Here is a 24,106-nt window from a genome sequence, read left to right on the forward strand (position 1 = left end):
AATGGGAGTTGCGCCGTGAAGATCGAAGGTACCCCGAAGCCGGCCGGCTCCGTACCTGCCGCGGAGAGCCGGCCACGGTCGCAGCCCGTGGCGTCTAAACCCGTCGGCGACGACGAGAAGGTGCAGCTGTCGTCGCTGTCATCGAGCTTGAACAAGGCCGAAGCGGCAATGGCTTCGACTCCGGTCGTCGATCGTGGCCGCGTAAACGAAATCCGCCAGGCAATCAGCGAAGGGCGCTTCAAGGTGGACGCCGACCGCATCGCCGAAGGCCTGATCGACTCCGTGCGCCAGATACTCGACGCTCGGCGCGAATCGTGACTCCGCAACCGGAACTGCAGCGCCTGGCGACGCTGATCGACACCGAGGCGGCGCTGCTGCGTGCCTTTCTCGCGCTGCTCGAACGCGAGGAAACGCTCCTGATCGCCGGCGAGGCCGACGCGCTGCTCGCTCTGACACAGGAGAAATCGCAGCGCCACCAGCAGCTGCAACGCGTGCACAACGACCGCGCCTTGCTGCTCGGCCGCTTGCGGCGCCCGAACGACGAGGCGTCGATTCGCGAACTATGCCGGCCGCTGCCCGACACCCTGGCCTGCTGGGACGAGATTCGCGAACTCGCGCGCAACGCACAACACCGCAACGAGAGCAACGGCAAGCTGATCGTCGAACGGATGCAGCACAACCAGTCAGCGCTCACCGTGCTGCTCACGGCGGCCGGCCAACCCCAGCTCTACAATGCCGCAGGCATGACGCGCCCCCGCAGCAGCGGGCGCCATCTCGGCAGCGCCTGAACTCCGCCAGATCCCTCGCCTTCCCCGCCGCACCGGCTTCGCTCGCCCTCAGCCATTCCGCTCGTCCCCCTGTCACCCCGGTGCTGCGACAGTGCGGCGCGGGCAGGTGCTGGTGGGCTCCCCCGCTTTGAGCCACTGTTACACACTGAGTGTTTGACTTTCTTTCAATCTGTTGCTTTCATTATTGCCTTTCGTCCTGCGTCCGATCCGCTGGACGCTCACCACGCGACGCCGATTTGACGAGGACGATCCGATGCAGAAGTTCATGTGCCTGCTACTCACGTTTTGGGCGGGCACCTTTTCCCCTGCCTGGGCCGGGCAATTCGATACCACTGTGGCCATGCGCGCGAACAGCGCCACGACTTTCTACGTGCAGGGAAATATCGGCGGGCTGGGTCCTGTCGACCTCATGGTCGACACCGGTTCAGGCTACATGACCATCAACGAGGAAATGCTGGCCACGCTTCAGGGCGCAGGCCAGGCGCAATACATCAGGCAACTGCGCGGCCGGCTCGCAAACGGCAGCGAACTGGACGTGCCGGTCTATACGATCAAGGCCGTGAGCATCGGGAACGGGTGCTGGATCAATAACGTCGAAGCGGCCGTATTCCCCGGAAAGACCCGCGCCATCCTCGGGCTCAATGCCCTGCAGCGCGCGGCGCCGTTCATCTTCTCTTTCGATCCGCCGCGCCTCGTCCTGAGCAATTGCGGCGCCACCACTGCCGCCCAGACGAAGGCTGCCGACCTCGCAGCCTTCGATCATTGAGGCAACCCGCTTACGGCAGTGGCTCCCGGCAGGGGGTCCCTGTTCATATCGCTGACCGGCGTCCGGCCTGCCCGCTCGGCGTTTCGGCTATGCGCCACCGCCTTGACCCGGTGCGCGGCAAGCCTCGGCCTTCAGGCCGGGGAAGGATAGCGCGGGCGGCGTAGCCGTCCTTGGGTTTCAGTGTGGGCTCTGCTGTTGTTCGATGTACTGGCGCACGATGGAAATCGGCGCCCCGCCGCAGGACGAGGCGAAGTAGGAAGGCGACCACAGCACGCCTTTCCAGTAGCGTTTCTCGATGTCGGGCCGCTCCTTGCGCAGCAAGCGGCTGGACACGCCCTTGAGGCTGTTGACGAGGTGGGAGACGGCCACCTTCGGCGGATATTCCACCAACAGGTGAACATGATCGTCCTCGCCATCCATCTCGATCAGTTGCACCTCGAAGTCAGCGCAGACCTTGGCGAAGATCGTGCGCAGCCGATTGATGGCGTCGCCATCGAACACTCTGCGGCGGTATTTCGCCACAAAAACCAAGTGGGCGTGCATCTTAAAAACGCAGTGCCGTCCATGTCGAATATCGTTGTCATCGCTCATAGACCAAGAGTATGATTGAGCCATGCAACGACTTCAAGCCTTCAAATTCGAACTCAGCCCGGACGGCCAGCAGGAGCGGCAGATGCGCCGCTTCGCTGGCTCGTGCCGGTTCGTGTTCAACAAGGCGCTGGCGCTGCAGAAAGAACGCTACGAGCAAGGCGAGAAGAAGCTCGGTTATGCCGGGCTGTGCAAGCGGCTCACCGAGTGGCGCAACAGCCCGGATACGGGCTGGCTGTCCGGCGCCCCCGTTCACCCTCTGCAGCAGACGCTCAAGGATCTGGAGCGGGCTTACGCCAACTTCTTCTTGAAGCGGGCCGATTTCCCGCGCTTCAAGAAGAAAGGCCAGGCCGACAGCTTCCGCTATCCCGACCCGAAGCAGATCAAACTTGAGCAGGCGAACAGCCGCCTGTTGGTCTTATCGAAATGTTTCGATAACCGGAATTATCCTCGGTCAACTATTAGGCAAGGTCTGCCGCCGGGATCGGCCACTTGTGTGGCGGGCCGCGTACTTGAGTTTGCATAATTTCAGAGGCTTTCGAGGAATTTGAGGACAGCGTCGCTTGGGCGGTAGCGTTTGCGCTTGGTCTCCGGCGGCGCGAGCGTATCGAGGGCACGTTCCTTCATTGCCAGGTCGGCCTCGACGTAGCCATGGGTCGTGACCGGGCTCTCGTGCCCCAGCCACAAGGCGATGACCGTGATGTCGACGCCGGCCTGCAACAGATGCATGGCGGTCGTGTGCCTCCAGGAATGGGGCGATATTCTGCGCCCCGCCAGCCGCGGACACTGCGTCGTCGCCGCCGTGATCGCGAGGGCAAGTCGCTCGGCGACATTCGTGCGGGTCATCGCTCGCCCGCTGCGGTTGGGGACGAGGGGCTGGTCGGTGCGCAAATCTGCATACTTCAACCAGTGACGGATTTCGGCCGCCGTTTCTTTCCACAGCGGCACGGTTCGTTGCTTGCGGCCCTTTCCATGCAGACGCACCGAGGACGTCGCGCCGAGCGTGACATCGGCGACCCGGATGCCGATCATCTCGGAAACCCGCGCGCCGGTGTTGTAGAGCAACGCGAACATCATCCGATCACGACGACCACACCAGGTGCTCGTGTCGGGGGCGGCGAGAACGGCTTGAACCTCATCGCGGGAGAGATACTCGAGCAGGGGCCGCTCGAAGCGTTTCATGGGTATTGCCAGAATCTGCTGCGCGAGTTGCAACGCCGGCGGGCATTGCAAGGCCACGTAATGGGCAAAGGCGCGCACCGCAGCCAGTCGTGCGTTGCGGCTGCGCACCGTGTTGCGGCGCTCGGTTTCGAGGTGGGCGAGGAAGTCGAGGACCAGTGCCGCATCGAAATCCCCCAGCGTCAGCTTGGCCGGTGGCTTGCCCCGTTCTCGTTCTGCATAGGTCAGCAGCAGCCGGAAGGTATCGCGATAGGCCACAACCGTTCTCGGACTGGCGTTCTGTTGCTGGATCAGACGTTCGGCAAAGAAGCGCTGGAGCAAGGTGGCGAAGTCGGCGGGAACTGCGAGCAAGGGGTTCATCGCGTCGCTCCCTCGGTGTAACGATGGAAGCGTTCGGCGGCAATCGCCATCAGTTCTGGAATACCGGTGAAGTACCAGTAGGTGTCGCTCACCTTGGCATGTCCGACGTACGTCGATAGCGCCAGGACGGCCCGGTCGACATCGATGCCCTGCTCGTAGAAGCGCAAAGTGCTCCTGACTATGAAGGTGTGCCTCATGTCATGCAGGCGGTGATGCGGGTAGTCGCCGCGGGGCTGCCAGCCGAGTTGCTGACACAGCGCCTGCAAGGCGTACAGGATGTCGCGCCGATTCGCACAATGGCCGTCATCGCGCAGGAAGAACCGGTCGCAGGCGGGTCGAGGCACGAGCCGGTCACGCTGAAGAGCATATGCGTCCAGGTACTCAGTTACGGTCAGATGAAGCGGCACCAACCGCTGCCGGTGGAACTTGGCTTCCCGGATACGGAGGATTCCGGCCTCGAGGTCGACGTCGGCGCGTGTGAGCCCGAGCGCTTCGGAGATGCGCAGGCCGCTGGCGGCGAGCAAGCCGAAGATGCACCGGCAAGTCGCCGGCCGCAAACCATGCTCCGGCGCCAGGCCATTGGCTGCATCGAGCAGCGCGATCAACTCCGCCTCGGTGTAGATATGCGGCACCAGGCGCCGGTGCGCCGGGCCGAAGAGACCTCGTGGTGGCATCTCCGTCGCCGGATCGTCGCGCAGGCAGAAGCGTGCGAAGCCACGCAGAACGTCGATACGGCGTGCCCACGTGAGCGGATTTGGGCGCTGCGAAGACCGTGCCCATGCGCTGGCCAGCGCCACCGTCAGGTGATCTGCGGTACCACATCGGTCAGCAAAGCGGGCAAAGGATCGAAGCTGCGTGGCATCGATGCTGAGCTCGAATCCGTGACGGCGGCGATACGCCAGATACGTCTCGACCCGAGTCATCCAGGAAACCGGGGCGTTCATGACCGACTCCCGGGCCACGGCAGGGCCACGGCCCGCAAGCCTTCCAGATCGACGCGCGCGTAGCTGTTGGCCGTGTCGAGGCTTTGGTGGCGCAGGAAGTCGGCGATTTCTTTGACGGAGGCCCCTGAGCGCTGCAGATGCGTCGCCATGGTCCGCCGAAGTACATGGGTGTTGCAGAACCGATCGCTCAGCCCGCAGCGAACAAAGGCGCGATTCATCGAATTACGGATCGCCGGTACGCCCAACGGTTTGTCGAAGGGCGCGCGGTGTCGTACGAACAATGCCCGGTTCACGGTCTGCGGTCGTCCCCGCCGTAGGTACTGAGCGATGGCTTCGCCGGTGGACTCCGGCAGGGGCAACTGCTGCACGCGTTTGCTCTTGGTGCTGCTGATCGTCAGCGTTGCGCTGCGCCAGTCCACCGACTCCAGGGTCAGGTAGGTGACTTCATGGCCGCGCAGACCAAGATCGAGCAGGCAGCGCGCGATGGCGTAATCGCGCAGTCCGACAGGGTCAGCGCGATCGAATGCCTTCAGGAAGGCATCCAGTTCGGCGTCCGCGAGCACTTTGGGCAGAGTGGTGCGGCGCCAGTCCGCAATTCTTGGCAGGGAGGCCGCCAAGGCAGCGGTCGACTCACCCAGCAGGGCACGGTAACGAAAGTAGCTGCGCAGACTGTTGCCGACGACGCGCAGCGATGACGGCCGCAAATGTGAACTCAACTCGGCAAAGAATGTATCCAAGCGCGCTGCGGACAGCTGCGCGATCACGGGAGTTGAAACTCCAAACTCGCGAACAAGGAAGGTGCCGACATGGTGAACTCGGCGGTCACGGGTGACGGGAGCCAACCCACAAATGTTCGAGAGGTACTCGCCAAACCGCTCGAGTTCAACCGCCACCGGATCCGTCAATGTCGCTGCCGATGGGTCGCCGGGCAGCAGGCGGAGCATATGCCGTAGCGCTGCGCCTGAACTGGCGGCAGAGGGATAGCAAGGCGCCGGGCATGTGCAGGCAGGGAGGTGGTCGTGCAAGAAGCGCTTGATGAGCGCAGCATCAAGGCGCGACATCCTGATCTCGTCAGTCTTGATCCAGTGGCTGAAATGGGCCAGACCGCCCAGATAAGCGCGGATGGTGTGATCGGGATAGCGCTGGTTGCGCAACGCTTCGATGTAGGGGGCGACGACGTCGTTGAGCGGGCCGTCAGTCAGCCAGTCGCGACGAGCAAAGTTCGTCAGGCACGCATCCGTAGGCATGGTGTGCTCCTGTGGTGAGGGATCGGACTCACAGGAAACACCAATTCTTATGGCAGGTTCGCCGACAGCAATGAGAGCTGAGACCCCCGATGGCCCTAGGCTTCGCGGACGGTAGCGAGCAAACCTTGCCTAATAGTTGACCGAGGATAATTTCTGCCGAAGCTCGGCTGGTTGCGTTATCGCAACAGCCGGGACGTGCTGGGCACGGTGAAGAACGTCACTGTTAGCCAGTCGTGCGGCAAGTGGTATGTGAGCGTTCAGACGGAGCGCGAGGTCGAGCAGCCCCTCCCCAACGGCGGTGCGGTTGGCATCGACATGGGCGTGGCGCGCTTCGCCACGCTTTCGGACGGCACGTTTTACGCTCCGCTCAACAGCTTCAAACGGCATCAGACCGCTTTGCGCCGCGCGCAACAGGCCATGAGCCGCAAAACGAAGTTCAGCAACAACTGGAAGAAAGCCAGGGCCAAGGTCCAGAAGATCCATTCCCGCATCGGTAACGCCCGCCGCGACTACCTGCACAAGACCTCAACCACGATCAGCCAAAACCACGCGATGGTGTGCATCGAGGACTTGCAGGTGCGGAACATGTCGAGGTCGGCGGCAGGCAGTAGCGAGCAACCGGGGAAACAGGTTCGGGCCAAGTCGGGCCTGAACAAAGCCATCCTCGATCAAGGCTGGGCCGAGTTCCGACGACAACTGGACTACAAGCTGGCGTGGAACGGCGGACACCTCATCGCCGTGCCGCCGCGCAACACGAGTCGAACCTGTCCATGCTGCGGCCACGTGTCGTCGGCCAACCGCCAGACGCAAGCCCGGTTCGAGTGCGTGGAATGCGGCTTCGAGGAAAACGCCGACGTGGTTGGCGCGATCAATGTGCTAAGGGCGGGACACGCCCGGTTAGCCTGTGAAGTGAACGGTGCGGTCATGCCGTCAGCAGCAGGAACCCACCGAAGCGACTCAGGGGCGGCTCAATGCCCGCGCCTGAGCGCAGCAGGAATCTCCGGCCTTCAGGCCGGGGAGGATGTCAACGAACCGATTTCCTGGCCGCCCGGCCCGGCGACACCCCTCCTGCGCAGTTCTCGTGGCGTCATCGTGCACCGTCACAGCATTCTCATGGAACATTCTCTCCTCCCGTTCGTTTCATTTAGCAGCACAGCAGGGACGCCGGCATAGCTGCCGGGTCGCAGCTGGCTCTTTTCAACGAACTCGAGTGGGAATATCAGAAAATGAAAACACGCACTGCCACGGCCTTGCTCGCAGCCGGCCTCATAACCGCAGGCCTCGCCGGATTCACTCCCGCGTTTGCGGCTGGTGGCCATGATCACGACGGCGGCACAATCGTCCTCAAGCTCAATGCCGGCAGCAAATGGCATACTGACGCCGCCCTGCAACAGGGCATGCTGAAAATCCGCGCCGCCGTCGAACACAGTCTCCCGGCCGTTCACGGCGGCACGTTCACCGACGACCAGTACCGGTCCCTGGGCCACACCGTCGAAAAGGAAATCGCCTACATCGTGCAGAACTGCAGACTTGCGCCCGAAGCCGATACGGTGTTGCACGGCATCATCGCCGAACTGGCCGACGGTGTTGAAGTGGTCACTGGCACGAAGGCCGGCGGCGACCGCAGCAAGGGCGTGCTGCATCTGGTCGGGGCACTCGATAATTACGGTACCTACTTCAGCCACCCGGCGTGGACGCCGGTGGCTACCGGGCACTGAACCGCCCCGCCGGACAGAGGGATGGACGATGCGGACACGGAGCGGGACAACGCCTCCATCGTCCGTGCGCGTGCCGGCGATACGCGTGCGTTCGGCGAGATCGTGCGGCGCCATCAGGATCGCGTATTCAGCTTCATCCTGCGGCTCACCGGAACGCGCGACGAAGCCATGGACCTCACCCAGGAGGTGTTCATGAAAGCGTGGCAGGCGCTGCCCGAATGGCGTTCCGAGGCGCGTTTTTCCACGTGGCTGCTGCAGATCGCCCGCAACCTCAGCATCGACCTGCTGCGCCGCCGGCAGGTTATCCAGTTCGCGCCGCTCGACGACGAACTCGACATCGCGGACACCGCGATGGGCCCGGAAGCCTGCTACGCCACCTGCCAGCGCGACGCGCAGCTTGCGCGGGCACTGCAACGGATCCCGGCCGGGCAGCGGGAAATCCTGCTGCTGCGCGAGGTCGAGGACCTCACCTACACCGATATCGCGCGCACGCTCGGCATCCGCCCCGGCACGGTGAAGTCACGCCTCGCGCGGGCGCGTGCGGCCCTGCTGGAACGGCTTGGGCGCAAGGCAGGAGAGGATCATGGCTGACCATTGCCCGCGCACGCTCGCGCTGTCGGCGTTGCTCGATGGCCAGCTCCAGCCGCGACAGCGCCGGGAGCTGCTCGCGCATATCGACCGTTGCGCGGCTTGCGGGGAAAGGCTGCGCGAACTGGAAACGCTGCGCAGCCGGTTCCAGGCACTGCCGCAGGAGCGGCTCGGGTTCGATCTCGGCGCCGTCATCGAAGCCCGCCTCCGGGTCCAGCCCCGCCCATCCCGGACCGCGCGACGGCCCGGAATGCGCTGGCTCCTGTTTCCGCTGAGCGGCGCCGCGGCCCTGACGCTGGGTCTCTACCTCGGGAGCACGCTGATCCGGTCGATGGCCGGCGACATGCCCGCGGGCCCGCCAATGCTGGCGATGGCGGTGTTCGATCCGATCCCGCCCGGCAATCTTTGCCCCGTCCCGAAATCGTGCCCTTCCGGAAATGGCTTCAGATGAAACCTTCCACGCTGCGCTTCGCCTTGATGTGTTCGGTCCTGGTCAACCTCGGCGTCGTGGCTGCGGCGGGGGTCCACGTCCTGCGTCCGGCTTCGACAAACGCCGGGGCAGCCCCCTCCCTGCCGGTCCACCTCGGCCTCGACGCGCGCCAGCTCGAACGCTGGCACGCGGCCGAGCAACCTTTCCTGCGCCAGTTCGGCGACGCCGCTGCGCGCATCGACGCTCATCGCACCGAAATGATCCACGCAATTTTCGCGCCGAACGTGGATCGCAAGGCGATCGAAGCCGAACGCGTCGCCATCGCGCGCCTGCAGCACGAGCAACAGCGCCTGATGATCGAGCAGTTGCTGGCCGAGCGCGAGATCCTCGACGAAGCGCAGCGCGCCCGTCTTGCGCAACTCCTGCTCGCGCAGCCGGCCAAACCGTCACTGCTGGAGGATCTGCACGCCCGGTAACGGTGAACGATTTGCAGTTAACGAGCCGGGCATGGCCACCCCGAGAGATCGTTCCCGATGCGGTCTTCACGGGAAAGAGCCTGCACGCAAAATCGGGATAGGGCGGCCAGATTACCTGACCGTTCGTCCGCCCATGCTGGGCGCCCCATAACAAAAAAGCCACTCTTGCGAGTGGCTTTTTGCGGGAATTCTTGGTCGGGGAAAGAGGATTCGAACCTCCGGCCCCTGCGTCCCGAACGCAGTGCTCTACCAGGCTGAGCTATTCCCCGACGCCTTGCAGCAATCAGTGATTCCTGACAACTGCAAAGTCCGATAATTGTAGCAGCGCATCTTTGAAAATGGAAGGGGGGAGTGCATCGAGAGCGTCGATCGCGAGCTGCGCCTCGGCACGCGCCCAGCGGCGCGCCTCGTCGAGCGCGCCGGTTTCGCGGATCGCGGCCAGGACTGCCTCGAAGTCGTCGCGCCCGCCGCTCTCGATGGCGCTGCGCACCCGCGCGGACTGCTCCGCGGTGCCATGCTTCATCGCGTGGATCAGCGGCAGCGTGGGCTTGCCTTCGGCCAGGTCGTCGCCGAGATGCTTGCCGGTGGCCGCTTCGTCGGACGAATAGTCGAGGACGTCGTCGATGATCTGGAATGCGGTGCCCAGATGCATGCCAAACGCCGCCATTCTTCGTTCCTGCTCTTCGTCCGCCCGTCCAAGGATGGCTCCAAGCCGCGTCGCCGCCTCGAAGAGTTTCGCGGTCTTGTAGCGGATCACGCGCAGATAATCCTCAATTTCGACATCCGCGTTGTGACAATTGAGCAGTTGCAGAACCTCGCCCTCAGCGATGACGTTCGTCGCGTCGGCCAGCACCTGCATCACGCGCATGTCGTTGACGCCGACCATCATCTGGAAGGCACGCGTGTACAGAAAATCGCCGACCAGCACGGAGGCGGCGTTGCCGAACAGGGCGTTGGCGGTCTTGTTGCCGCGACGAAGCTCGGATTCATCGACGACGTCGTCGTGCAGGAGCGTGGCGGTGTGGATGAACTCGACAACCGCCGCAAGCTGGTGATGCGACTGCCCCTGGTAACCCATCGCGCCCGCGGAAAAGAGCACCAGTGCAGGCCGCAGCCGCTTGCCGCCGCTATGGATGATGTATTCCGCGACCTGCCGGATGAGGACGACGTCCGAATGAAGGCGTTCACGAATGACCGCGTCGACCGCCTGCATGTCGGCGGCAATCGGCGCGTAGAGCTGCTGGGTCAACAAGGCAGGGTGCTCGCGGGAAAAAGGCGGATGTTATGGGGGTGGCCGGCGCGGCGTCAACACGACCGCGCGTGCAAGCCGGCCGGATATCCCGTCGGGGCGCTGTGTTGCGGCAAAAATGCGCGTACGGCGTCGGGCCGATCGGTGATGATGCAATCGACGCCCCAATCGAACAGGGTTTGCGCATGGCCGGGGTCGTTCACCGTGTAGGTCGCCACCCACAGGCCCGCTCCGCGGGCTTCGATCACCGTCGCCCGATCGAGGTATCGGGCATGCGCATGCAACGCTGCCGCACCGACTCGGCGGCAGCGTTGCAGCCAGTCCGGCGGAACCCGCTCGACGAGCAGGCCCCGCGGAAGATGCGCGGCAAGCTCTGCGGCAACTTCCAGCGCGGACTCGGAAAAGGACGACAGCAGCGGCGGAACTGCGGCGCCCGCCCACAGTTCGCCGGCTCGGCGCGCGACGACGCGGGCGGTTTCTTCGTCCTGTCCCGTCGATGGCTTGATCTCGAGGTTTACGGACAACCCGAGCGAAATGCATCGCACCGCGGCCTCCTCGAGCGTCGGCACCCGTTCGCCGGCGAAACACGCGTCGAACCACCTTCCCGCGTCAAGCGCGCGGAGGTCTTCGTCCCGTGTCCCGGCGACGCGTCCGTGGCCGTTCGTGGTGCGTTCGAGGGTTTCGTCGTGGATCAGCACCGGCGAACCGCTGCCGCTGAGCATCACGTCGAACTCCACGCCGCCGCACCCGACCTTCGCCGCCGCCGCGAAGCCTGCCAGCGTATTCTCGGGCGCGAGCAGGCCACCGCAACGATGGGCCAGCACCGGGGCGAGAGGCCAGGGGCGTGAAAGCGTCATCGCTCTTGCCAACGCATCAGCGCAGGACGGGCGCGACACCCGCCTGAACTCGCGCCACTGCGTTGTCCAGCGCTTCCTTCGCCGGTTTGCGATCCGCCCACACCGCGCTGAGTTCTTCGTCGAGGATATCGAGCATGCGGGCATGGCCGCCGAGCGGCGACGCGCTCGATTCGACCGTGGCTGGCTTGTTGTTCAGTTGGGAGACGGCGACCTTGATGTTCTCCAGATCCGGCCCCAGCACCTCGCTCTGCGCCGCGAACACGCCGGCGCGGTTCAGCGGCAGGTAACCCGATTCACGCTGCCAAGCGACCTGGTTATCGGGCTGCAGCCAGAAGCCGACGAAGCGCGCGATCGCCTTGTACTCGCCCGGCTGCTTGCCGGCGGCGACCCACATCGCGGCCCCGTCGGCGAGAGTGTTCTGCGGGGCTCCGGGAAAATCCTCGTGGTAGGGCAAAGGCGCGATGCCGACTTCGAACCCCGCCTTGCGCCGGAAATCGGTCCAGCTCGCCGACGGCGCGGCGATCACCGCGCATTCTCCGCTCGCGAACCGTTGCTCGGCCTCGCTCTCGGCGCCGAAGATGCGCAGATAGCGGGCGCGGTGCCAGCTCGCCATCATCGCCACGTGCTTGACCTGGAGCATGCCGTTGAACGACGGACGCTCGCTCTTGCCCTGGCGCGCCGACACCGGCTCGTTGTGCCAGGCGCTGGTGTTCTCGATCATCACCCGGCCGGGCTGCGAAACCGTGTAGGGACACGTCGAGCCCGAATCGAACAGCTGCCCGAGCGCCTGTTGCAGTTCGAACCAGGTTTTCGGCGGCGCATCGGGATTGAGGCCGACGCGACGGAATTCGCCGCGATTGATGTACAGCACGGGCGTCGACAAGCCAACCGGCAACGCGAGCAACTGGCCCTTCGTATCGACCAGCGCACGCGCCATGATCGCCGGCGGCTTGAGTGCCGGCAGCGGCACGCCGCCTTCGCGCATGACCGCCGAGATTGCCTTGTAGCGCGGCTTCCCGGTGAGAAAGCGTTCCATGTCCTCGCCTGGCAGGATCATCAGGTGGGGGGAGCCGTCATCGCTCCAGGTGCCCGTCCTGACGTTGAGCCGATAGTCCTTGTTGCGCTCGTTGAAGCGCAGGACGAGCTGCTTCAGCGCCTCGTCCCGCTCCGGGCCGAGCTGATGGACGAGGTGGATCTCCTTCGGCTCGCTCGCCACCACCGCCGCAGGCGGACGCACCACCGCCTTGGCCGCATGTACGGCCCCCGTACCCATCGCCAGCAAGCCTCCTCCGCACAGCAGCAGCGCGGCCCATTTCCTTGCGATTCCCGTCAGCACTCTCATTCTCCAGTCCTTCACGTGACACCTGCACCTCGAACCTTCACAGTATAGAGTCCGCCGACGTCGCCGGCAGTCTGCTGCATGCGGCCGAGCCATCAAGATTTCCGCGGCGATGACGTTAACCGCTTCAGCTTCCCGCCCCGGTGTCCTCCTGCCCATGCTCGCGCAACGCCTGATTCCCCTCCTGCTGCTCGTCGCACTCGGCGGCTGCGAGCAGATCGGCACGCTGCTCGAACTGCCCGATCCGAAAAAAGAGGCGGCCGTCGCGGAAGCCGAAGGCAAAGCCATCGGTGGCGCATGCCGCCATTCCGGGCGTTCGCTCGAGGACTGCTACCTGCTCAATGCCAAAGCGCAGAAGGCCGCGGTGTTCGCCGGCTGGCGGGAAATGAACGACTACATGATGCAGAACAACATGCAATCGGTACCCTCGCAGCTTGCGCAACCCAACGCCCCGTCGGCACCTTCGCCGGGCGCGGCCGACGCGAAGGAAGTCGACGAAACCGCTGCGCCGGCCCCGGCGGGCGGGGAACATCGCCCGCGCCGCTCGCGCACCACGTCCTGAAACGGCCCGGGGCGAAAAGAAAACTTGCCCTCGCCCGGGCGCCGACTTGCCTTATCATCCGCGGCGACCCGAAACAACACGCTTGCCGCAAAACGGACCTGATGCCTGCCACTCCACCGAATCGTCTCGGCCTGACCGCCTCCGGCCTGCTCGCGCTGTGCCGCGCAGGGTTCGAAAAGGAAGTCGCCGCCGAACTGGACGACTTCGCCGCCAGCATCGGGCTGACGGGCTTCGTCCGCACCCGCCCCGGCAGCGCGTTCGTGACGTTCGAGACCCACGAGCCGGTCGCATTTGCGGACCTTGCCGAACACTGCGACTGGCGCACGTTGATTTTCGCGCGCCAGCTGCTGCCGTGGTTCGCCCGGGTCGACGATCTGCCCGAACGCGACCGGGCCACGCCAATCGCCGCCGCGACGCGCAACGCCGGCCAGCGCTTCGCCCAGCTGATGCTGGAAACCCCCGACACCGACGAGGCCAAGCAGCAATCCGGCTTCTGCCGCCGCTTCGCCGTGCCGCTGCAGCATGAACTCGAAAGGATCGGCGCGTTTCGCGAAGGCGCGAAAGGCCTTCCCGAACTGCACATCCTCTTTCCCGACACCTCCACGGCGTGGCTGTGCGCCGCCCTCCCCGGGCAGGCCGCGCTGTGGCCGATGGGGATTCCGCGCCTGCGCATGTTGCGGGAGGCCGCCAGCCGTTCGACGCTCAAGCTCGCCGAAGCGATCTTCACGCTGCTGACCGAAGCCGAGCGCAACGCGAGCCTGCGTGCCGGGCTGCGTGCCGTCGACCTCGGCGCCGCGCCCGGCGGCTGGACGTGGCAGCTCGCGCATCGCGGCCTGCGGGTGACTGCGGTGGACAACGGCCCGATGGCGCCTTCGGTGATGGCGACCGAGATGGTCGAGCACGTGCGCGCCGACGGCTTCACGTGGCGCCCGCCGCGGCCGGTCGAGTGGATGGTGTGCGACATGGTCGAACAGCCGGCCCGGATCGCGGCCCTCGTCGCCGACTGGATCGCGACCGGCCGCTGCCGCAGGACGATCTTCAACCTCAAGCTGCCGATGAAAAAACGCCTCGAGGCCGTCGAACAGTGCCGCGCGCTGATCACCAAGCGCCTCGCCCAGTCAGGTCCGTTCGAGCTGCGCTTCAAGCACCTGTACCATGATCGCGAAGAGATCACCGGCTACCTCGCCTTGCGCGCCGCGGCGGTCTGATCCGCCTCCCTCTCTCCGGCGCGGTCTGCCATGTCGGGAAATCACTTGCGCCGTCAGAAGCCGTCGAGTTGTACGGGTATGTATAATGGCCGGTTTAAAGCACCCGGCCTGCCGGATGGCACGAGCCCTCCCGGTTCCGTTCCGTTCCGGATACCGTTCATGCAATCGCCTCTCCTGGCATCGCATCTCGCGCGGCAGGCCCCTATCGAAGAAAGGCGCCTATGAGTTTCGCCGACCTCGGACTGACCCCCGAGTTGCTACGTGCAGTGGCCGAATCCGGCTACACCACCCCCACCCCGATCCAGCAGCAGGCGATCCCGGTGGTCCTGTCCGGCCGCGACGTCATGGGCGGCGCCCAGACCGGCACCGGCAAGACCGCGGGCTTCACGCTGCCGCTTCTGCAGCGCCTCGCGCGCCACGCCAGCACTTCGACGAGTCCGGCGCGCCATCCGGTGCGGGCGCTGATCCTCGCGCCGACGCGCGAACTCGCGATGCAGGTCTTCGAGTCCGTCAGGACCTACAGCAAGTACGTTCCGCTGCGCAGCACGTGCATCTATGGCGGCGTCGACATGAAGCCGCAGATCCAGGACCTGCGCAACGGCGTCGAGATCGTCGTCGCGACGCCGGGGCGGCTCCTCGACCACGTCCAGCAGAAAACCATCCAGCTCGGCCAGGTCGAGATGCTCGTGCTCGACGAAGCCGACCGCATGCTGGACATGGGGTTCATCCCGGACATCCGCCGCATTCTCGACCTGCTGCCCGCCGCGCGCCAGAGCCTGCTGTTCTCGGCGACGTTCTCGGACGAGATCAAGAAGCTCGCCGACCAGATGCTGAAGGAACCGCAACTGATCGAAGTCGCGCGCCGCAACATGGTGTCCGAAACGATCACCCACCGCGTGCACCCGGTTTCAGCGGGCCTCAAGCGCAACCTGCTCGCGCATCTGCTGCGCCATGAGCCTGATACGCAGGCGCTGGTGTTCGTCGCGACGAAGCTCGCATGCGCCCGTCTCGCGCACTTCCTCGAGCGCCACGGCATCGCCGCCGACGCGATCCACGGCGACAAGGGCCAGGCGCAACGCACCGACACGCTCGAAGCCTTCAAGTCCGGCAAGCTGCGGGTGCTCGTCGCGACCGACGTCGCCGCACGCGGGCTCGACATCGACGACCTGCCGTCAGTGATCAATTTCGAACTTCCGCATACCGCCGAAGACTACGTGCACCGCATCGGCCGCACCGGACGCGCCGGGCGCCAGGGCAACGCGGTGTCGCTGGTGAGCGTGGAAGAAAAGCACCATCTAGCGGAAATCGAAAAACTCATCAAGCTGCAGATTCCGCAGGAAATCGTGCCGGGCTTCGACCCCGAGCCGGATTTTTTCGAAACCGCCAGCCGCAGCCGGCATGGCCGCCGCACTGCCGCCGCCAGCGCTCCCGAAGCGGCGAAGGAAACCGGCCCGAAAACGGCTCCTGCGCCGCGCGCTGCCCGGCCGGCATCGTCCGCCCGGAGCGGGGAAGTCCGCCGGCGCCCGGGAAGATCGACGATCGCCGCGGACGGTTTCGACTACACCAAGCCATACGAACCGGCAGCTTCGCCAACCGACCCGAATCGGCTGGCGGATCAGGCCGCAAGAGAGGTCGGTTCGCCGCGTCGCAACCAGCGTCCGATCGCGGTGCTGCTCGGCGGCCTCGGGCGGAAATAGGCCTCGCAAACCCGCCTATTCCGGGCCTTTCCAGCGGCGGGCTTCAAGTAATCTGGGCTTACACCGATAAGCCTCGGAATCCTTGGAATGCCCGCCCAGATGAACGCCGTCCGTCGCCCCGAGGGCAACGATGATCCCGAAGAGCCCTTCATTCCGGATTTTTCCGAGGGCATGGAGACGGGCCTGTATCTGGCCCTGTTCGAGCTCTTCGACGAAGGGCTCGTCATCACCGGTGACGAAGTCGTGCTCGAAGCCAACAGTGCGGCGTGCCGGCTGCTCGAACGCGATTATCGGCAGGTCGCCGGTCGACCGCTCGCCGATCTGTTTCCATCGGAACGGGAATTCCTCGACGCGCGCGCCCGGCTTTTTATCCGCGGGGAAACGCGCGGCAGCCTGCGTGTCTCGCTGCCGCAAAAGCGCGACCGGGAACTGCGCTTCGTCGCGGCCGCGCGCCTGCGGCCGGGGATTCACGCACTGATCCTGAGCCCCGCACGGGGAGCCAACACCCCTTCCGCTCCGGTCGACACTGTGTGGCCGCGCCTTGCTGCGGCGCTCGAACAGCCGGTCATCGTCATCGACGATCAGGGCCGCATCGCTGCCGCCAATGCGGCGGCACTGGGCACGCTCGGATTCGCTCGCGCCGATCTCGTCGGACACGCCCTGGACTCGCGACTGGGGGTGACATGGCCCGGGCGCGGCGAGCCGCAGTTCGCCCGCATCGACGCGCCGGGCCATGGCGAACCGCTGTCCGGGCGCATCCTGCCCGGGCCGAAACCCGGCTGGCAACTGTTGATACTCCCGGCAAACAGCGGGAAGGCAACAGGTGCGCTTGCGACAGCGCATCATCCGGACGCGCCGCCGCAGCGCGCCGCATTGAACGACGATGTGTCGGTCGAGCGGCTGTTCGCGGACTGCCCGCTGCCGACACTGCTGTGCGAAGGCCCCGAGCTGCGTATTTTTGCCGCCAGCGCCAGCGCGGTGAAAGCGTATGGCTATCCCTACGAGCGCCTGTGCAGGATGCGCCTCGCCGATCTGCGCTGCGAAGCGGAAGACGGCCGCAGCCTCGCCGAATCCGGCCTCTGGCGCCACCGCCACGCCAACGGCACGACATTCGACGCCGTCATCGTCGCCTATCGGGTCGATGCCGCAGGCCATCCGGACGCGATGGTCGTGATGCATGGTCATCCCGCGGCGGCGCCGTGAACATCGCGGGCGCTGAGGCGGCCGGTTCCGGCGCGAGGACCAAAGGCGTAAACGCCACCGGCCGGCCCTCCCGAGGAAGGACCGGCGGCTGCTTTCACGACATGCTCAGACTTCGAGCGCCTTGACGTGCGTGATCACCTCGCCGATCGCCTGTTGCGCGCTGCCGTACAACATGCGGCAGTTGTCCTTGTAGAACAGCGCGTTCTCGATGCCGGAGTAGCCCGCACCCTTGCCGCGCTTGACGACGATGACGTTCTGCGCCATGTCGGCGTTGAGGATCGGCATGCCGTAGATCGGGCTCGACTTGTCGGTGCGCGCGACCGGGTTCACCACGTCGTTGGCGCCGATCACCAGCGCGACATCCGCCTGCGCGAAGTCGGCGTTGATCTCCTCGAGGTCGAAGATCTTGTCGTACGGCACGCCCGCTTCGGCCAAGAGCACGTTCATGTGGCCCGGCATGCGCCCGGCGACCGGATGGATCGCGAACACCACCTCGACGCCGCCTTCTTCCAGCAGCTGCGCCATCTCCCACACCTTGTGCTGCGCCCCGGCAACCGCCATGCCGTAGCCCGGCACAATGATGACCTTGGAGGCGTAACGCATCACGGAGGCCGCATCGAGCGCCGAGAACTCCTTCATCGAGCCCTCGATCGCCTCGCCGCCGCCGGCCGCCTCGCCGGTGATCGGCGTGAAGATGACGTTCTTGATCGGGCGGTTCATCGCTTTGGCCATCAGCTGTGTCAGCAGCGTGCCGGACGCGCCGACGACAATGCCCGCGACGATCAGCGCCGGATTGCCGAGTACGAAGCCTTCGAAGCCGACCGCAAGACCGGTGAAGGCGTTCAGCAGCGAGATCACGACCGGCATGTCGGCGCCGCCGATCGGGCTGGTGAGGATCACGCCGAGTGCGAGTGCGACGATGAAGAACGCGATGATGAGCGCGGGCACCGGCGTGCCGCTGATGACGATCGCGAGTCCGAGCAGCACGGTGAGCCCCGCGAGCACGATGTTCACGATGTTCTGCTGCGGCAGGCGCCAGGTCTTCGTCATGATCCCCTGCAGCTTCGCGAACGCGACGCACGAGCCCGAGAACGCGACGGAGCCGATCAACGCGCCGAGCACCGCGAGGGTCGCGACGCCGGGACTATGGACGCCGCCGCGGGCGAACTCGAGCGCCGCGATCGCTGCCGCCGCGCCCCCGCCCATGCCGTTGTAGATTGCGACCATCTGCGGCATGTCGGTCATCTTGACCACCCGGCCGCTCCACCACGCGACACCGCCGCCGAGCACGATCGCGGTAATCATCAGGCCATAGTTCTGCATGCCGGGCGTGTAGAAGGTGACGAGCGTCGCCGCGATCATCGCGTAGCCGGCCCAGACGATGCCGCGCCGAGCGGTCACCGGCGAGCTCATCGCCTTGAGGCCGAGGATGAAGACGACCGCCACCCCGAAATACGCCAACTGGATCAGCGTGTTCATTTCGCACCTCCCGGCTTGCGGTCGGACTTGAACATCGCGAGCATCCGTTCGGTGACGACGTAGCCGCCGGCGGCGTTGGCCGCGCCGAGGAACACCGCGACGAAACCGATCGCGAGCTGCACCGGGTCTTCCGGGTCGGCGTGGCCGAGCACCACCATCGCACCCACGAGCACCACGCCGTGGATGAAGTTCGAGCCGCTCATCAGCGGCGTGTGCAGGATCACCGGCACGCGCGAGATCACCTCGTAACCGGTGAACGCGGCCAGCATGAAAACGTACAAAGCAGTTATGCCATCCATGATTGCGTCCTCCGATTAGAGCCCGAGTACCTGTTTGACGCCCGCATGCCTGACCTCGCCCTGATGGGTGAGGCAGGTGCCGGCCAACACTTCATCTTCCCAGTCGAGCGCGAGCGTGCCGTCCTTGATGAACGGGGAGATGAAGTTGAACAGGTTCTTGGCATACATTTCGGAGGCGTGGACCGGCATGCGGCTGGCGATGTTGGCCGGGCCGATGACGAGCACGTCGTTGATCCAGGTCTTCTCGCCGGCGACCGTGCCCTCGACGTTGCCGCCCGATTCGGCCGCCATGTCGACGATCACCGCGCCCGGCTTCATGCGCCGCACCATGTCGGCGGTGATGATCTTCGGCGCGCGCTTGCCGGGGATCGCCGCGGTCGTGATCAGCGCGTCGCACTGCGCGACCGCCTTCGCGAGGCGCTCGGCCTGTTTCGCCTTCTCCTCGTCGGTGAGTTCGCGCGCATAGCCGCCCGTGCCGGCGGCCGCGACGCCGGTGTCGACGAACTTCGCGCCGAGCGACTCGATCTGCTCGCGCGTCTCGGGGCGCACGTCGTACGCCTCGACCATCGCGCCGATGCGCCGCGCGGTCGCGATCGCCTGCAGGCCTGCGACCCCGGCGCCGATGACGAGCACCTTGGCGGGACGGATCGTGCCGGCCGCGTAGGTCAGCATCGGGAAGAACTTCGGGCTGTGGTCGGCGGCGATCAGCGCGCATTCGTAGCCCGCGACCGCGGCCTGGCTCGACAGCACGTCCATGCTCTGCGCACGCGAGATCCGCGGCAAGAGCTCCATCGCAAAGGCGGTGATGCGCTTATCCATGAGCAGCTTCACGCGTCCGGCATCCGACCACGGCTGCAGCAGCCCGATCAGCACCGCGCCTTCACGCAACGCCTTGATGCGTTCGGGCGATAGCGGCTGGACGCAGAACACCACGTCGGCGGCCGCGCACACCTCGTCCGCGGAAGCGGCGAACCTCACGTCGATAAAGGTCTCGTCGCGATAGTGGGCGGGCTGGCCGGCGCCAGACTCCACCATGACTTGCGCGCCGAGGTCCAGGTACTTCTTGACCACGTCCGGGACGACCGACAAACGTCGCTCGCCCGGCACGGTCTCCGCAGGCACTCCGATCAACAGAGCCATAGGCCGTTCTCCCTGAGAGGTTTGTGTGATGAACCTTGCGCAGATCAAACCACGGCCGGCGACCGACAAAAAAACCGGGAGGCAGCAACCGCTGCCACCCGATCGGGTCCATCGCCCGCCCTCCCCCTGATCTGCGAGTATTCGCGGGTGACTGCGCCGTCACCCTGTTGCTTTTATGAATTTCTTGCTCTGCATCAAGGCCGATGCGTGAGCAGCGCATACGGGATAATACTGATACCCTACTCCAACGCAATACCGTTTTTTTGCAGTGCGACAGATGAGTACGACACGAGCGAACACGAAACGTCGCAAATCGAAGTCGCTGACGGCGCTCAAGGCGGGCCTGCCGCCGGGCACGCTGGTGCATGTCGGCGCAGTCAAGACGGACCGCCCGCTGATTTCGCTGCTCGCCTACGACGATGACGGAATCGAGGAGCATCGCTTCGAGAGCATCGCCGAATCGCGCGAATATCGGCCGCAGCACAAGCGGCTGTGGCTCAACGTGTACGGTCTGCAGGACCCGGAAATCCTCGGCGAGATCGGACGCCGTTTCCGGCTCCATCCGCTGGTGCTCGAAGACATCCTGAATACCCACCAGCGCCCGAAGATCGAAGACTACGGGACGTATCTCTACTGCGTGGCGAGGGTGTTCGAATATGACGGCGCGACGCGCACGCTCAGTTCGGACCAGGTCAGCATCGTTCTCGGCGAAAATTTCGTGCTGACGTTCCAGGAACGGCGCAGCGGCACTTTCGAACCGATCCGCGAGCGGATGCGCATCCCCGGGGCGCCGTTCCTGCAGCACGGCACCGACTATCTCGCCTACACATTGCTCGACGCGATCGTCGACCAGTATTTCGTCATCGTCGATCGCCTCGGCGACACCGCCGAGGATCTCGAAGACGATGCGCTCGCCAGTCCGACGCCGGCGCTGCTGAAAACGATCAACCTCGTCAAGCACGACACGCACCTGCTGCGACGGGCGATCTGGCCGCTGCGCGAGGTGCTGAACGGCCTGATCCGGGGCGAGAGCAGGTTCTTCAGCGCCGACACGCGCCTGTACCTGCGCGATATCTACGACCACCTGGTCCACGTCATCGAGACGCTCGACGCCGTGCGCGAACTGCTCGGCGACCTGATGGACATCTATTTGTCGTCGGTCAGCAACCGCCTCAACGTCGAGGTACGGATTCTCACCGTGCTGACGACGCTGTTCCTGCCGGCGACGCTGATCACCGGCATTTTCGGCATGAACTTCCAGGTCATGCCGCTGCTCGATGAGGACTGGGGCTTCTATGTGGCAATGGGGATGATGGGATCGGTGGCAGTGGGCATGGCGGCGATTTTCTGGCGACGCAACTGGCTGCGGCTGTAGCCTCGGGCCGTCCGCCTGCCCGCGCCGCACCGCTGCACACCTTCATGATGACGAGCGAGATGTTGTCACCGCTTCCGGCCGCCCGCCGGCGCGCCAGCCGGACGAGCGTCTCGGCCGCGTCCCGCGCCGGGTTCGCGGCGATCACCGCGGCCAGTTCGTCGTCGGGAAAATGGCCCCACAGGCCATCGGAACACAGCAGGAAATTGTCGCCGGCCCGTGCGGGAGCTTCGCCGAACGCGATCTGCGGCGGCCGGTGATCGCCAAGGCACGACAACAGGACGCCGCGCTGCGGATGAAACGCCGCCGCGGCCTCGTCCAGCCGGCCCCGGCGCTGCAGTTCGGCGACCAGCGAATGGTCCTGGCTGCGGCACACTGTCTCGCTTCCGCGGAAATGATAGACGCGGGAATCACCGCAGTGGATCCAGTTCGCCCGCCCGGCCCGCAGCATCAGCGCAACGGCGGTGCTGTGCGGATCCTTCCCGGTGCTGGCGCGAACCCGCCGGATGCCCCGGTGGGCGTCGGTGACGATTTCCTCCAGCAGTTGCCCGGGACAGCCGGCGTCGGGAATGTAGGCTTCGAAATTCCGCCTCGCCTGGAGCACCACCTGTTCAGCCGCGAGTTCGCCGCCGGCGTGTCCGCCCATGCCATCGGCAAGAACGGCCATCATCGTGCCGTGCCGCGACGGGTGCCCGAACGCCGCGACGCGATCCTGCTGCTGGTTCCGATCCCCGATATGCCGTGCGATGCAGGTTTCGACGATGAGTGGCATGGTGACGACCGGAATTGACCGCCGGCAATAATAGCCAGCGGCGCCCTTCTGCGGTACGTTCATGCCGATCTGCTACGTCTGCTGCGTGAAATGCATCACGCCGCATATCCACTCATATTACGAAGGAGATAGGCATGCATTCAGGACGCGGTTACAACGAGGTGCGCATCGGCGACGCATTCGAAACCTCGATGACCCTGACCGAAACCCACATTGTGCTCAGCGCGGGCCTGTTCGGAGACTTCAATCCGCTGCACGTGAACCAGCTCGTCGCAGGGCAGAGCCGGTACGGCAGCCGGATCGCGCACGGCTACGTGACGACCTCGTTCATGGCTGCCCACCTCGGCATGGTTTTTCACGGCACTGCGATCGCCTACGTCGAGCACACGTCGCGGTTCATCGCGCCGGTCGTCGCCGGCGACACGCTGACGATGGTGTGGACAATCGACGCGCTGGATGACAAGCCGAAACACCAGGGCGGCATCGTCAGCCTGTCCGGCGCGTGCACGAATCAGGACGGCGTGAAGGTCGCCGAAGCCGAGGCGAAGATGCTGGTCGCCGACAATCCGGGACGCTGAACACGACGGCCGGGGTCGCGCTCAGAGCACCGTGCCGTTCAGCCGGCTGTCGATGAGCTCGATCCAGTGCCGCACCGGCGTCGTCGTGCCGGCCTGAAGATGGCCGATGCAACCGATGTTGGCCGAGGCGATCAGCGGCGCGCCGCCTTCGCCGAGCGCGGCCAGCTTGTTGTCGCGCAGGCGGTGCGACAGTTCGGGCTGCAGCAGCGAATAGGTGCCGGCTGAACCACAGCACAAATGGGCGTCGCGCACCGGTGTCGGCGAATACCCCGCGGCGGCGAGCAGGTTTTCGACGACGCCACGAATCCGCTGCCCGTGCTGCAACGTGCACGGCGAATGAAACGCGACCGGCTCCGGCTCGCCGCGACGACGCACGAGCAACCCGCGCAACCGGTCGCTTTCGGCGGCGAGGATCTCGGCGACGTCGCGGGTCAGCGACGCGATGCGCGCCGCCTTGTCCGCATAGGCCGCGTCCTGCGCGAGCAGATGAGCATAATCCCTGACCTGCACGCCGCAGCCCGAAGCGGTCATGACGATCGCCTCGACCTCGCCGCGCTCGACGGCCGGCCACCACGCGTCGATGTTGCGGCGCGCATCGTCCCGCCCGCCTTCCTGGTCGTTGAGGTGATAACGCACCGCGCCGCAGCAGCCGGCGCCCGGCATCTCGACGAGCGACACGCCCAGCGTGTCGAGGACGCGCGCAGTGGCCGCGTTGATCGACGGGGCCATCGCCGGCTGGGCACAACCGGCCAGCGCGATCATGCGTCGCGCGTGGCGCGGCGCGGGCCACGGCCCGGCGGGCCGGAGTTCGGCGACTTTCTCCTGCAGCGCCGGCGGCAGCAGGCTGCGCACCGTGCGGCCGGCCTTCATCGCGGCGCCGAACAGCCCGGCGCGCGGAACGAACTCGCGCAGCGCCCAGCGCTTCGCACGGTCCACGCCGGTGCGCGGCACGCGCTCTTCGACGAGGTGACGGCCGATGTCGGCGAGGCGGCCGTACTGCACGCCGGACGGACAAGTGGTCTCGCACGAGCGGCACGTCAGGCAGCGGTCCAGATGCAGGCGCGTCTTTTCGGTGACGTCGTGCCCCTCGAGCAACTGCTTGATCAGGTAGATCCGCCCGCGTGGCCCGTCCAGCTCGTCGCCTAGAAGCTGGTAGGTCGGGCACGTCGCGGTGCAAAAGCCGCAATGCACACAGCTGCGCAAAATCGCTTCGGCCTCGCGGCCTTCGGCAGTGTCCTTGATGAAATCGGCAAGCTGGGTCTGCATG

General features: G+C 65.6%; 27 protein-coding genes and 1 tRNA gene. 15 read left to right on the top strand and 13 right to left on the bottom strand.

The window, feature by feature from the left end:
* Positions 1-15 precede the first annotated feature (15 nt).
* From flgM to GO606_RS19925, 3 genes are all read left to right on the top strand, one after another.
* A complete protein-coding gene (flgM, locus tag GO606_RS19915) occupies positions 16-318 on the top strand; it encodes a flagellar biosynthesis anti-sigma factor FlgM (protein WP_169120657.1) in 303 nt (100 codons plus the stop codon).
* On the top strand, positions 315-788 hold the full coding sequence (locus GO606_RS19920; protein WP_169120659.1) for a flagella synthesis protein FlgN: 474 nt from the start codon (positions 315-317) through the stop codon (positions 786-788). The genes flgM and GO606_RS19920 overlap by 4 nt, the downstream gene beginning before the upstream one ends.
* A gap of 253 nt (positions 789-1,041) precedes the next feature.
* Positions 1,042-1,554 carry a retropepsin-like aspartic protease family protein gene (locus GO606_RS19925; RefSeq protein WP_169120661.1) on the top strand — a complete coding sequence of 171 codons (513 nt, stop codon included), beginning with the start codon at positions 1,042-1,044 and terminating at the stop codon, positions 1,552-1,554.
* Positions 1,555-1,731: 177 nt separating this feature from the next.
* Here the strand turns inward: GO606_RS19925 and tnpA are convergent, their stop codons facing one another.
* Positions 1,732-2,145: an IS200/IS605 family transposase gene (gene tnpA, locus GO606_RS19930; RefSeq protein WP_169118628.1), complete on the bottom strand. Its 414-nt coding sequence runs from the start codon at positions 2,143-2,145 to the stop codon at positions 1,732-1,734.
* A gap of 22 nt (positions 2,146-2,167) precedes the next feature.
* Between tnpA and GO606_RS19935 the strand changes: the two genes are divergently transcribed.
* Positions 2,168-2,668, top strand: coding sequence for an RNA-guided endonuclease InsQ/TnpB family protein (locus GO606_RS19935; RefSeq protein ID WP_281503932.1), 501 nt, complete (start codon positions 2,168-2,170; stop codon positions 2,666-2,668).
* 2 nt (positions 2,669-2,670) lie between these two features.
* Here GO606_RS19935 and GO606_RS19940 read toward each other — a convergent pair whose 3' ends face one another.
* From GO606_RS19940 to GO606_RS19950, 3 genes are read right to left on the bottom strand one after another with little or no spacing between them, the layout of a single operon-like run.
* Positions 2,671-3,681, bottom strand: a complete 1,011-nt coding sequence (locus GO606_RS19940) for a site-specific integrase (protein WP_169120826.1) — start codon at positions 3,679-3,681, stop codon at positions 2,671-2,673.
* On the bottom strand, positions 3,678-4,625 hold the full coding sequence (locus GO606_RS19945; protein ID WP_169120824.1) for a tyrosine-type recombinase/integrase: 948 nt from the start codon (positions 4,623-4,625) through the stop codon (positions 3,678-3,680). The genes GO606_RS19940 and GO606_RS19945 overlap by 4 nt, the downstream gene beginning before the upstream one ends.
* Positions 4,622-5,872, bottom strand: a complete 1,251-nt coding sequence (locus GO606_RS19950) for a tyrosine-type recombinase/integrase (protein ID WP_169120822.1) — start codon at positions 5,870-5,872, stop codon at positions 4,622-4,624. Before GO606_RS19950 ends, GO606_RS19945 begins: the two co-directional genes overlap by 4 nt.
* A 153-nt stretch (positions 5,873-6,025) precedes the next feature.
* On the opposite strand from GO606_RS19950, the gene GO606_RS19955 reads away from it, so the two are divergent.
* From GO606_RS19955 to GO606_RS19975, 5 genes are read left to right on the top strand one after another with little or no spacing between them, the layout of a single operon-like run.
* Entirely contained in the window at positions 6,026-7,045 is a 1,020-nt protein-coding gene (locus tag GO606_RS19955; protein WP_281503937.1) for an RNA-guided endonuclease InsQ/TnpB family protein, read from the top strand.
* Positions 7,046-7,098: 53 nt separating this feature from the next.
* Positions 7,099-7,590 (top strand): hypothetical protein, encoded by a 492-nt coding sequence (locus tag GO606_RS19960; RefSeq protein WP_169119350.1) that lies wholly within the window; start codon positions 7,099-7,101, stop codon positions 7,588-7,590.
* Positions 7,591-7,611: 21 nt separating this feature from the next.
* The gene (locus GO606_RS19965; RefSeq protein ID WP_169119349.1) at positions 7,612-8,181 is read left to right on the top strand and encodes an RNA polymerase sigma factor; all 570 of its coding nucleotides are present in this window, start codon (positions 7,612-7,614) and stop codon (positions 8,179-8,181) included.
* The gene (locus tag GO606_RS19970; protein ID WP_169119348.1) at positions 8,174-8,629 is read left to right on the top strand and encodes an anti-sigma factor family protein; all 456 of its coding nucleotides are present in this window, start codon (positions 8,174-8,176) and stop codon (positions 8,627-8,629) included. The genes GO606_RS19965 and GO606_RS19970 overlap by 8 nt, the downstream gene beginning before the upstream one ends.
* Positions 8,626-9,084, top strand: coding sequence for a periplasmic heavy metal sensor (locus GO606_RS19975; RefSeq protein WP_169119347.1), 459 nt, complete (start codon positions 8,626-8,628; stop codon positions 9,082-9,084). The genes GO606_RS19970 and GO606_RS19975 overlap by 4 nt, the downstream gene beginning before the upstream one ends.
* A 192-nt stretch (positions 9,085-9,276) precedes the next feature.
* Here GO606_RS19975 and GO606_RS19980 read toward each other — a convergent pair.
* From GO606_RS19980 to GO606_RS19995, 4 genes are all read right to left on the bottom strand, one after another.
* A tRNA-Pro gene (locus GO606_RS19980) sits at positions 9,277-9,353 on the bottom strand.
* 14 nt (positions 9,354-9,367) lie between these two features.
* A complete protein-coding gene (gene ispB / locus GO606_RS19985) occupies positions 9,368-10,336 on the bottom strand; it encodes an octaprenyl diphosphate synthase (protein WP_169119346.1) in 969 nt (322 codons plus the stop codon).
* A 53-nt stretch (positions 10,337-10,389) separates the two neighbouring features.
* Positions 10,390-11,190: a glycerophosphodiester phosphodiesterase gene (gene ugpQ, locus GO606_RS19990; RefSeq protein WP_169119345.1), complete on the bottom strand. Its 801-nt coding sequence runs from the start codon at positions 11,188-11,190 to the stop codon at positions 10,390-10,392.
* Between the two features lie 16 nt (positions 11,191-11,206).
* A complete protein-coding gene (locus GO606_RS19995) occupies positions 11,207-12,463 on the bottom strand; it encodes an extracellular solute-binding protein (protein WP_169119352.1) in 1,257 nt (418 codons plus the stop codon).
* 223 nt (positions 12,464-12,686) lie between these two features.
* Between GO606_RS19995 and GO606_RS20000 the strand changes: the two genes are divergently transcribed.
* The 4 genes from GO606_RS20000 to GO606_RS20015 all read left to right on the top strand — a co-directional run bounded on the left by GO606_RS20000 (position 12,687) and on the right by GO606_RS20015 (position 17,199).
* Entirely contained in the window at positions 12,687-13,091 is a 405-nt protein-coding gene (locus GO606_RS20000) for a hypothetical protein (RefSeq protein ID WP_246979793.1), read from the top strand.
* A gap of 101 nt (positions 13,092-13,192) precedes the next feature.
* Complete coding sequence (gene rlmM, locus GO606_RS20005) at positions 13,193-14,299, top strand: 23S rRNA (cytidine(2498)-2'-O)-methyltransferase RlmM (protein ID WP_169119344.1); 1,107 nt, start codon at positions 13,193-13,195, stop codon at positions 14,297-14,299.
* 221 nt (positions 14,300-14,520) lie between these two features.
* Positions 14,521-15,996, top strand: a complete 1,476-nt coding sequence (locus tag GO606_RS20010; RefSeq protein ID WP_169119343.1) for a DEAD/DEAH box helicase — start codon at positions 14,521-14,523, stop codon at positions 15,994-15,996.
* An 87-nt stretch (positions 15,997-16,083) separates the two neighbouring features.
* Positions 16,084-17,199, top strand: coding sequence for a PAS domain-containing protein (locus GO606_RS20015; protein ID WP_169119342.1), 1,116 nt, complete (start codon positions 16,084-16,086; stop codon positions 17,197-17,199).
* Positions 17,200-17,304: 105 nt separating this feature from the next.
* Here GO606_RS20015 and GO606_RS20020 read toward each other — a convergent pair whose 3' ends face one another.
* The 3 genes from GO606_RS20020 to GO606_RS20030 are packed head-to-tail and all read right to left on the bottom strand — an operon-like array spanning position 17,305 to position 20,117.
* Entirely contained in the window at positions 17,305-18,678 is a 1,374-nt protein-coding gene (locus GO606_RS20020; RefSeq protein WP_169119341.1) for an NAD(P)(+) transhydrogenase (Re/Si-specific) subunit beta, read from the bottom strand.
* A complete protein-coding gene (locus tag GO606_RS20025; protein ID WP_169119340.1) occupies positions 18,675-18,977 on the bottom strand; it encodes an NAD(P) transhydrogenase subunit alpha part 2 in 303 nt (100 codons plus the stop codon). The genes GO606_RS20020 and GO606_RS20025 overlap by 4 nt, the downstream gene beginning before the upstream one ends.
* Before the next feature lie 15 nt (positions 18,978-18,992).
* Positions 18,993-20,117: an NAD(P) transhydrogenase subunit alpha gene (locus GO606_RS20030; protein WP_169119339.1), complete on the bottom strand. Its 1,125-nt coding sequence runs from the start codon at positions 20,115-20,117 to the stop codon at positions 18,993-18,995.
* Positions 20,118-20,394: 277 nt separating this feature from the next.
* Between GO606_RS20030 and corA the strand changes: the two genes are divergently transcribed.
* Positions 20,395-21,492, top strand: coding sequence for a magnesium/cobalt transporter CorA (gene corA / locus GO606_RS20035; protein WP_169119338.1), 1,098 nt, complete (start codon positions 20,395-20,397; stop codon positions 21,490-21,492).
* Here corA and GO606_RS20040 read toward each other — a convergent pair.
* Positions 21,380-22,324 carry a PP2C family protein-serine/threonine phosphatase gene (locus tag GO606_RS20040; protein WP_343316350.1) on the bottom strand — a complete coding sequence of 315 codons (945 nt, stop codon included), beginning with the start codon at positions 22,322-22,324 and terminating at the stop codon, positions 21,380-21,382. The genes corA and GO606_RS20040 overlap by 113 nt on opposite strands.
* A 71-nt stretch (positions 22,325-22,395) precedes the next feature.
* Between GO606_RS20040 and GO606_RS20045 the strand changes: the two genes are divergently transcribed.
* Positions 22,396-22,839, top strand: coding sequence for a MaoC family dehydratase (locus tag GO606_RS20045; protein WP_169119337.1), 444 nt, complete (start codon positions 22,396-22,398; stop codon positions 22,837-22,839).
* A 21-nt stretch (positions 22,840-22,860) separates the two neighbouring features.
* Here the strand turns inward: GO606_RS20045 and glcF are convergent, their stop codons facing one another.
* Entirely contained in the window at positions 22,861-24,105 is a 1,245-nt protein-coding gene (glcF, locus tag GO606_RS20050; protein ID WP_169119336.1) for a glycolate oxidase subunit GlcF, read from the bottom strand.
* Position 24,106: the final 1 nt, after the last annotated feature.

Origin of the sequence: Aromatoleum anaerobium (assembly GCF_012910705.2) — a bacterium.
In the GTDB taxonomy this organism is placed as follows: domain Bacteria; phylum Pseudomonadota; class Gammaproteobacteria; order Burkholderiales; family Rhodocyclaceae; genus Aromatoleum; species Aromatoleum anaerobium.

Coding starts and splice junctions, on each gene's coding strand:
- GO606_RS19925 (WP_169120661.1), top strand. CDS start 1,042: ATGCAGAAGTTCATGTGCCTGCTACTCACGTTTTGGGCGGGCACCTTT.
- tnpA (WP_169118628.1), bottom strand. CDS start 2,145: ATGAGCGATGACAACGATATTCGACATGGACGGCACTGCGTTTTTAAG.
- GO606_RS19935 (WP_281503932.1), top strand. CDS start 2,168: ATGCAACGACTTCAAGCCTTCAAATTCGAACTCAGCCCGGACGGCCAG.
- GO606_RS19940 (WP_169120826.1), bottom strand. CDS start 3,681: ATGAACCCCTTGCTCGCAGTTCCCGCCGACTTCGCCACCTTGCTCCAG.
- GO606_RS19945 (WP_169120824.1), bottom strand. CDS start 4,625: ATGAACGCCCCGGTTTCCTGGATGACTCGGGTCGAGACGTATCTGGCG.
- GO606_RS19950 (WP_169120822.1), bottom strand. CDS start 5,872: ATGCCTACGGATGCGTGCCTGACGAACTTTGCTCGTCGCGACTGGCTG.
- GO606_RS19960 (WP_169119350.1), top strand. CDS start 7,099: ATGAAAACACGCACTGCCACGGCCTTGCTCGCAGCCGGCCTCATAACC.
- GO606_RS19965 (WP_169119349.1), top strand. CDS start 7,612: ATGGACGATGCGGACACGGAGCGGGACAACGCCTCCATCGTCCGTGCG.
- GO606_RS19970 (WP_169119348.1), top strand. CDS start 8,174: ATGGCTGACCATTGCCCGCGCACGCTCGCGCTGTCGGCGTTGCTCGAT.
- GO606_RS19975 (WP_169119347.1), top strand. CDS start 8,626: ATGAAACCTTCCACGCTGCGCTTCGCCTTGATGTGTTCGGTCCTGGTC.
- ugpQ (WP_169119345.1), bottom strand. CDS start 11,190: ATGACGCTTTCACGCCCCTGGCCTCTCGCCCCGGTGCTGGCCCATCGT.
- GO606_RS19995 (WP_169119352.1), bottom strand. CDS start 12,463: ATGGGTACGGGGGCCGTACATGCGGCCAAGGCGGTGGTGCGTCCGCCT.
- GO606_RS20000 (WP_246979793.1), top strand. CDS start 12,687: ATGCTCGCGCAACGCCTGATTCCCCTCCTGCTGCTCGTCGCACTCGGC.
- rlmM (WP_169119344.1), top strand. CDS start 13,193: ATGCCTGCCACTCCACCGAATCGTCTCGGCCTGACCGCCTCCGGCCTG.
- GO606_RS20010 (WP_169119343.1), top strand. CDS start 14,521: ATGAGTTTCGCCGACCTCGGACTGACCCCCGAGTTGCTACGTGCAGTG.
- GO606_RS20015 (WP_169119342.1), top strand. CDS start 16,084: ATGCCCGCCCAGATGAACGCCGTCCGTCGCCCCGAGGGCAACGATGAT.
- GO606_RS20020 (WP_169119341.1), bottom strand. CDS start 18,678: ATGAACACGCTGATCCAGTTGGCGTATTTCGGGGTGGCGGTCGTCTTC.
- GO606_RS20025 (WP_169119340.1), bottom strand. CDS start 18,977: ATGGATGGCATAACTGCTTTGTACGTTTTCATGCTGGCCGCGTTCACC.
- GO606_RS20030 (WP_169119339.1), bottom strand. CDS start 20,117: ATGGCTCTGTTGATCGGAGTGCCTGCGGAGACCGTGCCGGGCGAGCGA.
- corA (WP_169119338.1), top strand. CDS start 20,395: ATGAGTACGACACGAGCGAACACGAAACGTCGCAAATCGAAGTCGCTG.
- GO606_RS20040 (WP_343316350.1), bottom strand. CDS start 22,324: ATGAACGTACCGCAGAAGGGCGCCGCTGGCTATTATTGCCGGCGGTCA.
- GO606_RS20045 (WP_169119337.1), top strand. CDS start 22,396: ATGCATTCAGGACGCGGTTACAACGAGGTGCGCATCGGCGACGCATTC.
- glcF (WP_169119336.1), bottom strand. CDS start 24,105: ATGCAGACCCAGCTTGCCGATTTCATCAAGGACACTGCCGAAGGCCGC.